General features: G+C 67.9%; 13 protein-coding genes. 10 read left to right on the top strand and 3 right to left on the bottom strand.

The genetic code is table 11. The features are described from left to right. The first annotated feature begins 18 nt into the window (after positions 1 to 18). From EAT51_RS19660 to galU, 6 genes are all read left to right on the top strand, one after another. Positions 19 to 327 (top strand): integration host factor subunit beta, encoded by a 309-nt coding sequence (locus EAT51_RS19660; RefSeq protein ID WP_130518672.1) that lies wholly within the window; start codon positions 19 to 21, stop codon positions 325 to 327. 109 nt (positions 328 to 436) lie between these two features. Then, positions 437 to 718, top strand: coding sequence for a LapA family protein (locus EAT51_RS19655; RefSeq protein ID WP_130518670.1), 282 nt, complete (start codon positions 437 to 439; stop codon positions 716 to 718). Positions 719 to 724: 6 nt separating this feature from the next. After that, the gene (gene lapB, locus EAT51_RS19650; protein WP_130518668.1) at positions 725 to 1,903 is read left to right on the top strand and encodes a lipopolysaccharide assembly protein LapB; all 1,179 of its coding nucleotides are present in this window, start codon (positions 725 to 727) and stop codon (positions 1,901 to 1,903) included. Further along, positions 1,903 to 2,874, top strand: a complete 972-nt coding sequence (locus EAT51_RS19645) for an MraY family glycosyltransferase (RefSeq protein ID WP_130518815.1) — start codon at positions 1,903 to 1,905, stop codon at positions 2,872 to 2,874. Before lapB ends, EAT51_RS19645 begins: the two co-directional genes overlap by 1 nt. 7 nt (positions 2,875 to 2,881) lie before the next feature. Further along, positions 2,882 to 4,792 (top strand): polysaccharide biosynthesis protein, encoded by a 1,911-nt coding sequence (locus EAT51_RS19640; RefSeq protein ID WP_130518666.1) that lies wholly within the window; start codon positions 2,882 to 2,884, stop codon positions 4,790 to 4,792. After that, positions 4,789 to 5,688 (top strand): UTP--glucose-1-phosphate uridylyltransferase GalU, encoded by a 900-nt coding sequence (gene galU, locus EAT51_RS19635; protein ID WP_130518664.1) that lies wholly within the window; start codon positions 4,789 to 4,791, stop codon positions 5,686 to 5,688. Before EAT51_RS19640 ends, galU begins: the two co-directional genes overlap by 4 nt. A gap of 313 nt (positions 5,689 to 6,001) precedes the next feature. On the opposite strand, the gene EAT51_RS19630 is transcribed toward galU, so the two are convergent. The 3 genes from EAT51_RS19630 to EAT51_RS19620 all read right to left on the bottom strand — a co-directional run bounded on the left by EAT51_RS19630 (position 6,002) and on the right by EAT51_RS19620 (position 10,455). Further along, positions 6,002 to 7,210, bottom strand: coding sequence for an acetyl-CoA C-acyltransferase (locus tag EAT51_RS19630; RefSeq protein ID WP_130518662.1), 1,209 nt, complete (start codon positions 7,208 to 7,210; stop codon positions 6,002 to 6,004). 163 nt (positions 7,211 to 7,373) lie between these two features. Then, positions 7,374 to 9,794, bottom strand: coding sequence for a 3-hydroxyacyl-CoA dehydrogenase/enoyl-CoA hydratase family protein (locus EAT51_RS19625; RefSeq protein ID WP_130561925.1), 2,421 nt, complete (start codon positions 9,792 to 9,794; stop codon positions 7,374 to 7,376). A 28-nt stretch (positions 9,795 to 9,822) separates the two neighbouring features. Continuing rightward, a complete protein-coding gene (locus EAT51_RS19620) occupies positions 9,823 to 10,455 on the bottom strand; it encodes a TetR/AcrR family transcriptional regulator (RefSeq protein ID WP_130518658.1) in 633 nt (210 codons plus the stop codon). Positions 10,456 to 10,672: 217 nt separating this feature from the next. Between EAT51_RS19620 and ndk the strand changes: the two genes are divergently transcribed. From ndk to EAT51_RS19600, 4 genes are read left to right on the top strand one after another with little or no spacing between them, the layout of a single operon-like run. Continuing rightward, a complete protein-coding gene (gene ndk / locus EAT51_RS19615; RefSeq protein ID WP_130518656.1) occupies positions 10,673 to 11,098 on the top strand; it encodes a nucleoside-diphosphate kinase in 426 nt (141 codons plus the stop codon). Between the two features lie 7 nt (positions 11,099 to 11,105). Next, positions 11,106 to 12,317 (top strand): dual-specificity RNA methyltransferase RlmN, encoded by a 1,212-nt coding sequence (gene rlmN / locus EAT51_RS19610; RefSeq protein WP_130518654.1) that lies wholly within the window; start codon positions 11,106 to 11,108, stop codon positions 12,315 to 12,317. Further along, positions 12,304 to 13,122 (top strand): type IV pilus biogenesis/stability protein PilW, encoded by an 819-nt coding sequence (gene pilW / locus EAT51_RS19605; protein ID WP_130518652.1) that lies wholly within the window; start codon positions 12,304 to 12,306, stop codon positions 13,120 to 13,122. Before rlmN ends, pilW begins: the two co-directional genes overlap by 14 nt. Then, a complete protein-coding gene (locus tag EAT51_RS19600) occupies positions 13,119 to 13,988 on the top strand; it encodes a RodZ domain-containing protein (protein ID WP_425478209.1) in 870 nt (289 codons plus the stop codon). Before pilW ends, EAT51_RS19600 begins: the two co-directional genes overlap by 4 nt. Positions 13,989 to 14,014: the final 26 nt, after the last annotated feature.

Raw genomic sequence — 14,014 nt, 5'->3', positions numbered from 1 at the left:
ACGCGCACCCCGCAGCCGATGACGAAATCCGAACTGATCGAGATTCTGACCCGCCGACAGCCGCACCTGAAGCCGGACGACGTCGACCTGGCGGTCAAGTCGCTGCTGGAGATGATGGGAAGCGCGCTGACCCGCGGCGAGCGTATCGAGATCCGTGGCTTCGGCAGTTTTTCCCTGCATTACCGTCCGCCGCGCATGGGGCGCAACCCCAAGACCGGCGACGCCGTGGCCCTGCCGGCCAAGCATGTCCCGCATTTCAAGCCGGGCAAGGAGCTGCGCGAACGCGTCAGCACCGTGGCCCCGATCGAAGAAATCGGCAGCGACTAGCGCGCCACTCGCGCCGTAGCGTCGCTTCCGCAACAAGGGCTTACGCCCAGCCTTCCCCAGTTGGCTGCCTCGGCTAAGCTAGGCGCCATTCGCCTCCTGGAGGGATCCCATGAATATCGTTCGCCTGATCATTGCCCTGGTCTGTCTGGCCATCGGGCTCATCATCGGCATCCTCAATACCCAGCCCATCACGCTCAACCTGCTGGTCACGCAGATCTCCACCGGCTCGGGCGCGGCCATCATCGTCTCGCTGCTGGCCGGCGTGTGCATCGGCGCGCTGATCGTGCTGGCCACCGTGGCCTGGCCGCTGTACGCACGCCTGCGCAAGGCCGGTCGCGTCAGCGCCCCTGCCACGCGTAACGACGCGGTGCCGCCGGGTCCGGGAGTCTGACCCCCGATGGAATTCCTCGACCAGTGGTTCTGGTTCATCCTGTTCGTGCCGCTGGCGGCACTGGTGGGCTGGGTGATCGGCCGTCGTGGCGGCCAGCGCCACAACGTCACCCAGGTCAGCCACCTGTCCAGCACTTACTTCCGCGGCCTGAACTATCTGCTCAACGAGCAGAACGATAAGGCCATCGAGCTGTTCCTGCATGTGGCCGAGCTGGACAAGGAGACCTTCGAGACGCAGGTCGCCCTGGGCCATCTGTTCCGCCGCCGCGGTGAGGTCGATCGCGCCATCCGCCTGCACCAGGGGCTGGTCCAGCGCAACGACCTGACCGACGCGCAGCGCGTGCAGGCGCTGCTGGCGCTGGGCGAGGACTACATGCGCTCAGGCCTGCTCGACCGCGCCGAGACGGTGTTCACCGACCTGGCGCGCATCGACCAGCGCGCCCCACAGGCGCTGCGTCACCTGATCAGCATCTACCAGGCCGAACGCGACTGGGAGAAGGCGATCGACAACGCCACGCGCTATGAGGAAGTCACCGGCGAGCCGATGGGCAAGCTGGTGGCGATGTTTCAGTGCGAGCTGGCCGAGCGCTATCGCACGGCCAATGACGTCGAGGCCGCGCGCGCCGCCGTCGCGCGCGCCTATCAGGCCGACGCCAAGAGCGTGCGCGCCGGTATCCTGGAAGGGCGCCTGGAGGTCGAGGCCGGCCACCCGGAGGCCGCGATCCGCGCCTTCGAGCGCGCCGCGCGTCACGACCCGGACTACCTGCCCGAAATCCTGCCCGGGCTGCTGGCCAGCTACGAGCAGGTGGGCGACGTGCCGGGCGCGCGCGCCTTCCTGTCGGAGATGTGCGAGCACTACCGCGGCATCGCGCCGGTGCTGGCGCTGACCCGGCTGGTCGAGCGCCACGATGGCCTGCACCAGGCGCGCGTCTACCTGGCGCGCCAGCTCAAGGACCGGCCTTCGGTGCGCGGCGAGGCGGCGCTGATCGACCTGACCCTGTCCGAGGGCACCGATGCGGACGCCACGCTGCACGACCTCAAGCACATCACCGACCAGCTGCTGGTGCGCAATCCCAGCTATCGCTGCACGCGCTGCGGCTTCGGCGCGCGCACCCACCACTGGCAATGTCCGAGCTGCAAGGAGTGGGGCACGGTCAAGCCGCTGCTGAACTACGCCGTCGTCTGATGCCGGTCCTGGCCTATGGCGTGGGTCTGGCCGCGCTTGCCGCGCTCCTGACCGGGTTGACGCGCCTCTACGCGCTACGGCGCGGGCTGATGGATGCCCCGGGCGAGCGGCGCAGTCATCAGATCGCCACCCCACGCGGCGGCGGGATCGCCATCGTGGCGGTCGTGGTGCTGGGCTGCGTCTGGCAGGCCTGGAACGCGGACGCCGGGCAGGGCACACCCATTGTCTTGTTCGCGGTGGGCTTCGCCCTGGTCGCCGGCATCGGCTGGCTGGACGACCATCGCCCGCTTTCGGCGCGGCTGCGCTTCTCCATCCACCTGATCGCGGCCGTGCTGCTGGCGATCGCGCTATGGCGGCTGGGGTATGCATTTTGGCTGGTCGTGGCCGGCTTCGTCCTGGCCGCCAGCCTGATCAACATCTGGAATTTCATGGACGGCATCAACGGGCTGGCGGCGAGCCAGGCCGCGATCGCCGCGGCCGGGTTCGCGCTGGTGCTGCCTTCGGGCTGGTCCCTGCTGGCGCTGACGCTGTGCGCGGGCTGTCTGGGTTTTCTCCCGTTCAACTTTCCGCGGGCGCGCATTTTCCTGGGAGATGTCGGCAGCGGTGCGCTGGGATACGCCTTGGCAGCGCTTACAGCGGTGGCCGCCGCGCAGGCTGCCTCGCCGATCCTGGTGCTGCTGCCGCTGACCATGTTCAGCGTTGACGCGGGTTTCACCCTTTCACGTCGTGTACTGTCTCGCGAGCCGTGGTGGCAGCCGCATACCACGCACGCCTACCAGCGCACCGCCCGTCGTCTGGGGCATACCAGGGTGACAGCCGCTTGTGCCATCTTCACGCTGACCGCTACGATCATGATGGTGATGTCATGGCACTGGGACGGATGGTCCGCCCTGGTGATCGCAGCAACTTGCTTTGCCTTCGCCTCATGGACTTGGGTGCGGCTGCAGGCCAGGACCGGATTCCAGGGATGAGGACTGCATGAAGAATTGGCGCTCGCGCCTCTCGGTCACCGTGCCGCGCGTGGCGATCGTGTGCCACGACCTGCTGATGGTGTGGCTGTGCTGGCACGGACTGCATTGGCTGCGTTACGCCATGGTGCCGGGCGCGCCGCCGCTGCCGTGGTGGTCCACCGAAAGCGCCATCGTCCTGATCGCGCAGGGCATCGTGTTCTGGCGCGTCGGCCTGTATCGCGGCCTGTGGCGCTTCGCCAGCGTCCCTGACCTGGCCAACATCTTCAAGGCGGGCCTGATCGGCCTGCTCGCCATCGCCATCTGCTTGGTGATCTACAACCGCATCGACGCGGTCTCGCGCGCGGCGCTGCTGCTGTACCCGTTCGGTCTTGTCGGCCTGCTCGGCCTGCCGCGGCTGCTCTATCGGGCCTGGAAGGACCATCAGGTCGCCGACGCGGTCGATGTGCGCGCCAAGCGCGTGCTGATCCTGGGCGCGGGCCGCGCCGCCGAGGCGCTGCTGCGCGACCTGCGCCGTAGTGGCGCCTGGGAGCCGGTCGGCCTGCTGGACGACGACGAGAAGCTGCAGGGCACCAAGCTGCGTGGCGTGCCGGTGCTGGGCAAGTTGGACGATGCCGCCAACATCGCGCGCGAAACCGCCGCGCGCCTGGTGGTGATCGCGATGCCCTCGCTGGACGCCTCGCAGATGCAGCGTGTGGTCGGCATCTGCGAGAACGCCGGGCTGCCGTTCCGCACGGTGCCACGTCTGGTCGACATCCTGGAAGGCCGCTCGATGCCGGGCGAGCTGAAGGAGGTCGCGATCGACGACCTGCTCGGCCGCAAGCCGGTGACCCCGGACTGGAAGCTGATCCGCGGCTGGCTGGGTGGCCGCACGGTGCTGGTGACCGGCGCCGGTGGTTCGATCGGCTCGGAGCTGTGCCGGCAGTGCGCGCGCCACGGTGCGGCCCGCATCGCGCTGATGGAAATCAGCGAATGGGCGCTGATCCGCTCGCACCAGGCGCTGACCAAGGCCTTCCCCGATCTGGAAGTGATCCCGTTCCTGGGCAACTGCGGCGATCCGGCGGCGATTCGCCGCGCGCTGGCCATCGTCCAGCCCGACGCGGTCTTCCACGCGGCCGCCTACAAGCACGTGCCGCTGCTCGAAGGCCAGCTGCGCGAGGCGATCCGCAACAACGTGCTGGTGACCGAGACCATGGCGCGCGCCTGCCGCGAGGCCAAGGTCGGCACCTTCGTCTTCATTTCCACCGACAAGGCGGTGGACCCGGCCAACGTGCTGGGCGCCAGCAAGCGCCTGGCCGAGATGACCTGCCAGAGCCTGGACGAGCGGGGCGGCGGCACGCGTTTCACCACGGTGCGATTCGGCAACGTACTGGACTCGGCCGGTTCGGTGGTGCCGCTGTTCCGCGAGCAGATCCGCACCGGCGGCCCGGTCACGGTGACCCATCCGGACGTCACCCGTTACTTCATGACCATCCCCGAGGCATGCCAGCTGATCGTGCAGGCCGCCGCCAGCGCCGCGCATGCTTCGATCTACACGCTGGACATGGGCGAGCCGATCCCGATCCGCATCCTGGCCGAGCAGATGATCCGCCTGGCGGGCAAGCAGCCCGGGCGCGACATCGCCATCACCTATACCGGCCTGCGCCCCGGCGAGAAGCTGCATGAGACGCTGTTCCATGCCGAGGAGCTGTACCGGCCGACCGCGCATTCGAAGATCCTCGAGGCCCGCGCCCGCGACGTCTCGCTCGAGGCTGTCACGCGGGCATTGCAACAGCTGCGTCAAGCTGTCGCCGATTACGATGATGAAACCATGCGCCGCGTGCTGCATGCGGCGATCCCGGAGTTCATCCCGGCGCCGGAGCACGAGGCCATGAACACCGTCGTCCAATTCCCTACTCGAGAGGCCAGGAACCACCGATGACCCAACGTATTCGCAAGGCAGTCTTCCCCGTCGCCGGACTTGGCACGCGCTTCCTGCCGGCCACCAAGACCGTGCCGAAGGAGATGTTGCCGATCATCGACCGGCCGTTGATCCAGTACGCCGTCGATGAGGCGGTCGAGGCCGGCTGCGATACGTTGATCTTCGTCACCAACCGCTACAAGCACGCCATCGGCGATTACTTCGACAAGGCCTACGAGCTCGAGCACCGCCTGGAGCAGTCCGGCAAGCACGAGCTGCTGGAGAAGGTTCGCAAGCCGCTGCCCGATGGCGTGCGCGCGATCTTCGTCACCCAGCCCGAGGCGCTGGGCCTGGGCCATGCGGTGCTGTGCGCCAAGCCGATCGTGGGCGAGGAGCCGTTCGCGGTGATGCTGCCGGACGATCTCATCGTCAACCGCAGCGGCGCCGGCGCGCTCAAGCAGATGGCCGATGCCCATGAGGCCACCGGCGCCAGCCAGATCGCGGTGCAGGACGTCGCCCCGGACAAGACCGACAGCTACGGCATCGTGGCCACCGAGGCGTTCAACGACCGCAGCGGCAAGATCACCGCCATGGTGGAAAAGCCCAAGCCGGCCGATGCGCCGAGCAACCTGGGCGTGGTCGGCCGTTATGTGCTCGATGGCAGCATCTTCAAGCTGCTGGAAGCCACCAAGCCGGGCGCCGGCGGCGAGATCCAGCTGACCGATGCGATCGCCACGCTGCTCCAGCAGAAGCCGGTGCATGCGTATCGCTTCAAGGGCACCCGCTTCGACTGCGGCGCGCACATCGGCCTGGTCGAGGCGACCATCAGCTACGCCTTGCACAGCGAGAAGATCGGCGAAGCGGCGGCCAAGGCGATGCGCGAAGCGCTCAAGGAACTGGGTGTGCGCGAGGACTGAGTCCGTTACGCGCGGGCTAGCTGCGACCACGAAAAAGGCGGCCACAGGCCGCCTTTTTCGTTTCCAGATCCGGAAGCCTCCGGCGAGGCCCGAGCCGACGATTTCACCAGCGCAACGTTCGCTGCCAACTGATGCCGTGGGAGCCGCCATGGCGGCGATGAAGCTTTACCGGTAAGGCCCGATCGTCGCCATGGCGGCTCCCACAACAACCCCGAACTCCATCACCGCCGCTGATCACTATTGCTGATCTTCCACGCACGGCTGCCACCAGCGCCTACGGCGTTGTCGTCGGACGAGGCGTACCCCGCCAGTCTCAAAGCGCTTCGAAGATGCCCGCCGCGCCCATGCCGGTGCCGATGCACATGGTCACCATGCCGTACTTCTGCTGGCGGCGGCGCAGGCCGTGGACGATGGTCGCGGTGCGGATGGCACCTGTCGCGCCCAGTGGGTGGCCCAGGGCGATGGCGCCGCCCAGCGGATTGACCTTGGACGGGTCGAGCTCGCTGTCGCGGATCACCGACAGCGACTGCGCGGCGAAAGCCTCGTTGAGCTCGATCCAGTCCAGCTGGTCCTTGGTCAGGCCGGCCTGCTTGAGCGCCTTGGGGATCGCCGCGATCGGGCCGATGCCCATCACTTCCGGGCGTACGCCGGCCACGGAGAAGCTGACGAAGCGCGCCAGCGGGGTCAGCCCGTAGTCTTTGATCGCCTGCTCGGAGGCCAGCAGCACCGCACCGGCGCCGTCGCTCATCTGCGAGGAGTTGCCGGCCGTGACGCTGCCGCCGAACTGGCCGTTGCGGAACACTGGGCGCAGCTTGGCCAGGCCTTCCAGCGAGCTGTCCGGGCGCGGACCTTCGTCGTGTTCCACCCGCAGCTTGCGCAGGGCGATAGTGTTGCCGTCGGCGAGGTTGGGCTGGTAGGAGTGGATCTCGTACGGAGTAATCTCCGAGGCGAACTCGCCGGCCTGGATCGCGGCGATGGCCTTCTGGTGCGAGGCCAGGGCGAAGGCGTCCTGCTCCTCGCGCGAGACCTTCCATTCCTCGGCCACCTTCTCGGCGGTGATGCCCATGCCGTAGGCGATGGCGACGTGGTCGTCCTTGAACACCGACGGCGACAGGGCGACCTTGTTGCCCATCATCGGCACCATCGACATCGACTCGGTGCCGCCGGCCAGCATCAGGTCGGCATTGCCCAGACGGATCTGGTCGGCGGCCAGCGCCACGGCCTGCAGGCCGGAGGAGCAGAAGCGGTTGATGGTCTGGCCGGCCACGGTGTTGGGCAGGCCGGCCAGCAGCACGCCGATGCGCGCCACGTTCATGCCTTGCTCGCCCTCGGGCATGGCGCAGCCGATGATGGCGTCGTCGATGCGGCCCAGGTCGATGCCCGGCGCCTGTGCGACCACGGCCTTGAGCACGTGGGCGAGCATGTCGTCGGGACGGGTGTTGCGGAACATGCCCTTGGGCGCCTTGCCGACCGGCGTGCGGGTGGCGGCGACGATGTACGCGTCCTGGATCTGCTTGGTCATTTGGCTTTCTCCGAGAGCCGGGATTGGGGATTCGGGAGTGGGGATTCGTTGGAGCGGATCCTGGTGTCCGAATGCATCTGCCCGGCGGATGAATTTGTTGGAGGCGAGAGTGGTTGGGTATGGAGACTCGCTTTTACGAATCCCCAATCCCAAATCCCCAATCTCAGTTCCTAAGCGGCTTACCCGTCTTGAGCATGTGCCCAATCCGCGCCTGGGTCTTTTCCTGCTGGGCCAGTTCGACGAAGTGGCGACGCTCCAGCCTGAGCAACCAGTCCTCGTCCACCACCGCGCCACGATCCACTTCGCCGCCGCACAGCACGGTGGCGATGCGGGTGGCGATCTCGTAGTCGTATTCGCTGATGAAGCGGCCTTCCAGCATGTTGACCAGCATCATCTTGAAGGTGGCGATGCCGACGTCGCCGGCGACCTGGATGCGGCGCGCGGGCAGGGGCGGGCGATAGCCGGACTCGGCCAGCGCCGCCGCCTCCTGCTTGGCGATGTACAGCGACTCGTAGGCGTTGAACACGATCTTGTCGGTCGGACGCAGCAGGCCCAGCTCCTGGGCATTGACGGCCGAATTGGAGACCTTGGCCATGGCGATGGTCTCGAAGGTCTTCTTCAGCTCGGCGAACACATCGCCGCCAGGCCCCGCGGCCGCCGAGGCGCGCGCGGCCAGTTCCTTCAGGCCGCCGCCGGCGGGCAGCAGGCCCACGCCGGCCTCGACCAGGCCGATATAGCTCTCCAGACCGGCCACGGTCTTGGCGCTGTGCATCTGGAACTCGCAGCCGCCGCCCAGCGCCAGGCCGCGCACGGCGGCCACGACCGGCACCAGCGAATACTTGATGCGCTGACTGGTGGCCTGGAAGTTGGCGACCATCGCCTCGAACTCGGCGACCATGCCCGTCTGCAGCAGACCCAGCGCACCGGCCAGGTCGGCACCGGCGGAGAAGGGCTCCTTGGGCTGCCAGATCACCAGGCCCTTGAAGTCGCGCTCGGCGCGGCCGACGGCTTCCTGCAGCCCGTCCAGCACCTGGTCCGAGACGGTGTGCATCTTGGTCTTGAAGCTGACCACGGCCACCTCGTCGCCGTCGTGCCACAGGCGCACGCCGTCGTTCTCGTAGACCGTCTCGCCCTGCGGGTACTGCTCGCCCAGCACCGGATCGGGGAAGCGCTGGCGCTTGTAGACCGGCAGCGCCGAGCGCGGCAGCTTGGCGTCCTTGGCCGGGCTGTAGGAGCCTTCCGCACCGTGCACGCCGTCGCGGCCGTCGAACACCCAGTTCGGCAGCGGCGCGCTGCTCATGCTCTTGCCGGCGGCGATGTCGTCGGCGATCCACTGCGCCACCTGCTTCCAGCCGGCGGCCTGCCAGGTCTCGAACGGGCCCAGCGACCAGCCGTAGCCCCAGCGGATGGCCAGGTCCACATCGCGCGCAGTCTCGGCGATATCGGCCAGGTGGTAGGCGCTGTAGTGGAACAGGTCGCGGAAGGTCGCCCACAGGAACTGGGCCTGCGGGTGCTGGCTCTCGCGCAGCTTGGCGAACTTCTCGGCCGGGTTCTTGATCTTCAGGATCTCGACCACTTCCGGCGCGGCGCCACGGTCGGCCGTGCGGTAGGCACCTGCGGATCCCTCCGCAGAAGCCTGGCCATCCTTGGCCAGACTCTTCAATTGCTCCAGATCGAGTACCACGATGTCCTTGCCGACCTTGCGGAAGATGCCCGCGCCGGTCTTCTGGCCCAGCGCGCCCTTGGCGATCAGGGCCTCCAGCCACTTGGGCGACTTGAAGAACGCATGCCACGGGTCGTCGGGCAGGGTGTCGGCCATGGTCTTGATGACATGGGCCATGGTGTCCAGGCCGACCACGTCGGAGGTGCGGTAGGTGGCCGACTTCGGCCGGCCGACCAGCGGGCCGGTCAGGCCATCGACCTCGTCGAAGCCCAGGCCGAATTCCTGGGTGTGGTGGATGGTGGACAGGATCGAGAACACGCCGATGCGGTTGCCGATGAAGTTCGGCGTGTCCTTGGCATAGACCACGCCCTTGCCAAGCGTGGTGACCAGGAAGCTCTCCAGGCCCTCGAGCACCGCCTTGTCGGTGCCCTTGGCCGGGATCAGCTCGGCCAGATGCATGTAGCGCGGCGGGTTGAAGAAGTGCACGCCGCAGAAGCGGTGGCGCAGCTGCTCGGGCAGCACCTCGGCCAGCTTGTTGATGCCCAGGCCCGAGGTGTTGGAGGCCAGCACGGCGTGGTCGGCCACGTACGGGGCGATCTTGGCGTAGAGGTCCTGCTTCCAGTCCATGCGCTCGGCGATGGCCTCGATGATCAGGTCGCAGCCGCGCAGCAGGTCCAGGTCGCTACCGTAGTTGGCCGGGGTGATGGCCTCGGCCAGGCCCTTGGCCGCCAGCGGGGCGGGGGAGAGCTTGCCCAGGTTGGCGATGGCCTTGAGCACGATGCCGCTGGCCGGGCCCTCCTTGGCGGGCAGGTCGAACAGGATCGTGTCCACGCCCGCATTGGTCAGGTGGGCCGCGATCTGCGCGCCCATCACGCCGGCGCCGAGCACGGCGGCGCGGCGTACAAGCAGTTTCTCAGACATATTCAACAAACCTTTGTTTTGATTGAAATTACGCTTGAACGCTGCCGGCGCGGAAGCCGGCCTCGGCGAAGCGGATGAGTTCACGGGCGGCCAGTTCACGATGCGCCGCTTCGGTGACGCCGGCGGGACGCTTGATCAGGCCGAAGTCGGCCATGGCATAGGTCAGGGCGCCGGCCAGGAAGTCCAGGCGCCAGTACAGCTCCTGCTTGCTCAGGCCCGGCAGGCAGGCGGCGATGGCCTTGGCGAACTCGCGCAGGACATGGCCGTAGTGGTCGGAGAGGAACTTGCGCAGGTTGTCGTTCTTCTCGGCGTAGGCACGGGCGATCACACGCACGAAGGCGCCGCCGCCCTGGCCGTCCTGGGCCATGGCCAGGGCCGGTTCGACGAAGGCGGCCAGGATGGGCTCCAGCTCGCCGGGCCGCTTGAGGGCCTGTTCCAGCTGGCCCAGGCGTGCAGCGGTCATCACGTCCATGCGCCGGCGGAAGACCTCGTTGACCAGGTTCTCCTTGGAGCCGAAGTGATAGTTGACCGCGGCGATGTTGACGTCGGCCCGGGTGGTGACCTGGCGCAGGGAGGTGCCGGCGAAGCCATGCAGGGCGAACAGCTCCTCGGCGGCGCCGAGAATGCGGTCCTTGGTCGAGAACTGGGTGCCGGTGACCATGCGAACGGGGGGCTCTGAATCAAACGCTTGTTTGAGTTTGCGCCGAGCCCGATCCGGATGTCATGTTGCAGTGCGTCAAAGACGCCTGCGGACAGATGCAAGCGGTCTTGCAATCCGTTAGAATTGCCGCAGAAATCAAATTCAAGCCCGCGTTTCCACGCGGGTTTTTTCTTAAGCCAACTTGGGTCGACCTGGCCCCGAACTTCGGAGAACTCTCATGGCGCTGGAGCGCACCCTGTCCATCATTAAGCCCGATGCCGTCGCCAAGAACGTCATCGGCGAGATCTACGCCCGCTTCGAGAAGGCCGGCCTGAAAATCGTGGCCGCCAAGTACAAGCAGCTGTCGCGCCGCGAGGCCGAGGGCTTCTACGCCGTGCACAAGGACCGCCCGTTCTTCAACGCGCTGGTCGAGTTCATGATCTCCGGCCCGGTGATGATCCAGGCGCTGGAAGGCGAGAACGCCGTGGCCGCGCACCGCGAGCTGCTGGGCGCCACCAATCCGAAGGACGCTGCGCCGGGCACCATCCGCGCCGACTTCGCCGATTCGATCGACGCCAACGCCGCTCATGGTTCGGACTCGCTGGAGAATGCGGCGATCGAAGTGGCGTACTGGTTCGCCGCCACCGAAGTGGTCTCGCGCTGAGCCTTCGATGAGCCAGATCGCGCCGATTCCCAGCGTGACCACCACCGGCGAGCCGCTCGCCGGTGCGCCGGCGCGCAAGCAGAATCTGCTCGACCTGGACCGGGCCGGCCTGGAGCGCTTCTTCGAGGAGACCCTCGGCGAGAAGCGCTACCGCGCCCACCAGGTGATGAAGTGGATCCACCACCGCTACGTCACCGACTTCGACGGCATGACCGACCTGGGCAAGCCGCTGCGCGCCAAGCTGCAGCAGCACGCCGAGGTGGTGGTGCCGAACGTGGTGTTCGACAAGCCCTCCGCCGACGGCACGCACAAGTGGCTGCTGTCGATGGGCGCCGATGGCAAGAATGCCATCGAGACGGTCTACATCCCGGACAAGACCCGCGGCACGCTGTGCGTGTCCTCGCAGGTCGGTTGCGCGCTGAACTGCCAGTTCTGCTCGACCGCCACGCAGGGCTTCAACCGCAACCTGTCCACGGCCGAGATCATCGGCCAGGTCTGGGTGGCCGCGCGCCACCTGGGCAACGTGCCGGCGCAGATCCGTCGCCTCACCAACGTGGTGATGATGGGCATGGGCGAGCCGCTGGCCAATTTCGACAACGTCGTGCGCGCCATGAGCATCATGCGCGACGACCTGGGCTACGGCCTGGCCAGCAAGCGCGTGACGCTGTCCACCGCCGGCATGGTGCCGATGATCGACCGCCTCTCCACCGAGAGCGACGTGTCGCTGGCGGTCTCCCTGCATGCGGCGCAGGACGAGCTGCGCAGCCAGCTGGTGCCGCTCAACAAGAAGTACCCGGTCGAGCAGCTGATGGCCGCCTGTGCGCGCTATCTCAAGGCCAGCCCCAAGCGCGACTCGATCACCTTCGAGTACACCCTGATGAAGGGCGTCAACGACCAGCCCGAGCACGCCCGTTCGCTGGCGCGGCTGATGCGCCAGTTCGGCAACCAGATGCAGTCGCGCGAGGCGGGCAAGGTCAATCTGATCCCGTTCAACCCCTTCCCGGGCACGCGCTACGAGCGCTCGGACGAGGCGCAGATCCGCGCGTTCCAGAAGATCCTGCTCGATGCGCAGGTGCTGACGATGGTGCGCCGCACCCGCGGCGACGACATCGATGCGGCCTGCGGCCAGCTCAAGGGGCAGGTCATGGACCGCACCCGGCGCCAGGCCGAGTTCAACCGCCAGCTGCGCGAGCAGGGCCTGGGCGATGCGGCCGCATAACCTCCTGCTCGCCGGGCTGCTCGTGGCCGTGGCCGCGACCGGCTGCTCGCGGCTGACCTTCGTGCGGCCCAAGGGCGGGGTCAAGCCGGTGCAGACGCCGGCCAGCGACTATCACGTCAGCGACGACAAGGCCACGCGCAAGCGGATCGAGGAAAGCGAATCGCTGGGCATGGCCGAGCAGCGCCTGCGCGTGGGCGACCTGGACACCGCCGAGCGCGAGTCGAACAAGGTGCTGCGCGCCAACCCGAAGTCCGCTGCGGCCCACACCATCCTGGCCATCGTCGATGGCGCGCGCGGCGACACCAAGGGCGCCGGCGAGCACTACCGCCAGGCGGCCGAACTGGCGCCGCGGGACGGCGGCATGATGAACAACTACGGGGCCTGGCTGTGCGCCAACGGCTATCCGGCCGAGGCGCTGGTCTGGTTCGACCGCGCCATCGCCGCGCCGGGCTATCCGACCCCGGCCGCGGCCCTGGCCAATGCCGGCGGCTGCGCCCTGCAGACCGGCCAGTACGAGCGGGTCGAGCGCGACCTGCGCAAGGCGCTGGCGCTGGACCCGAACAATGCCTATGCGCTGCTGTCGATGGCGCGCAACGAACACCGGATCGGCCACGACATGGACGCGCGCGCCTTCATCGAGCGGCGCATCGCGGCTGCACCCGTCGACGCAAGCGTGTTACAACTTGCGGCTGACATTGAGAACAGGCTTGGCGACAAGGCTGCCGCCGAGAGATATCGACAGCGTCTGCGGGCGGAGTTCCCACAAGCCGCTGCGGCAAGTCCCGGGGATAGTGCAAGACCATGATGGATCGCAACACGACCCAACCCGCGTCCGGCGAAGCGCAGCAGGCGCAGATCGCTGCGCTGCTGCGCCAGGCGCGCGAGCAGCAGGGCATGACCGTCGCCCAGGCGGGCACCAGGCTCAAGGTGCCGGCCAGGGTGGTCGAGATTCTCGAATCCGGCCACTGGGAGGCGCTGGGCGCCCCTGTCTTCGTCCGCGGCCACGTACGCAGCTACGCCCGCGCCCTGGGCGTGGACATCGGCGCCTACCTGGACCAGTCGCTGCTGCAGGCCGTGCGCCCGGTGGAACTGGTCAGCCGCACCCACACCCCGCGCTACCAGCGCGTGCTGGAGTCCACCGCGCGCCGCGCGGTGTATGTGGTGATCACGGTGTGCTTCTTCGCCGTGCCGTTCTGGCTGGTGGTCTCCAACAATTCGGGCAAGCCGGCGCTGAAGACCGCCTCGCTGGACGAAGTGCCCAAGGCGATGGCGCCGCTGGCGCCCTCCAACGTCACCGCCGCCGCGCCCGTGGCCGCCCCGGCGCCCGCGCCGCAGGTCGAGCCCGACAACGCCCCGATCACCGCCTCGATGGCCCCGCGCCTGACCCGTGAGACCCCGCCGGCGGCCGCCGCGCTGACGCTCACCTTCAGCGGCGACAGCTGGGTCGACGTGCAGGGCCCCGATGGCCAGAGCCTGGAGCGCGGCTTGCTCAAGGCCGGCCAGACGCGCAGCTTCCAGGCCGGGCAGGTGGCCCGGGTCAAACTGGGCAATGCGAACGCGGTTCAGGTTCAGCGAGCCGGGAGTACGGTGGACCTGACGCCGTATCAGCGGGCCAACGTGGCGCGCTTTGCGGTATCCTCCGACGGATCACTCGCGCCGGTTCAGGACTGACCCGCGAGGGTCCACCTGTCGCAATT

The organism is Pseudoxanthomonas winnipegensis, assembly GCF_004283755.1.
Classification (GTDB): Bacteria; Pseudomonadota; Gammaproteobacteria; order Xanthomonadales; family Xanthomonadaceae; genus Pseudoxanthomonas_A; species Pseudoxanthomonas_A winnipegensis.
This window is presented reverse-complemented; position numbering and strand designations above follow the sequence as displayed.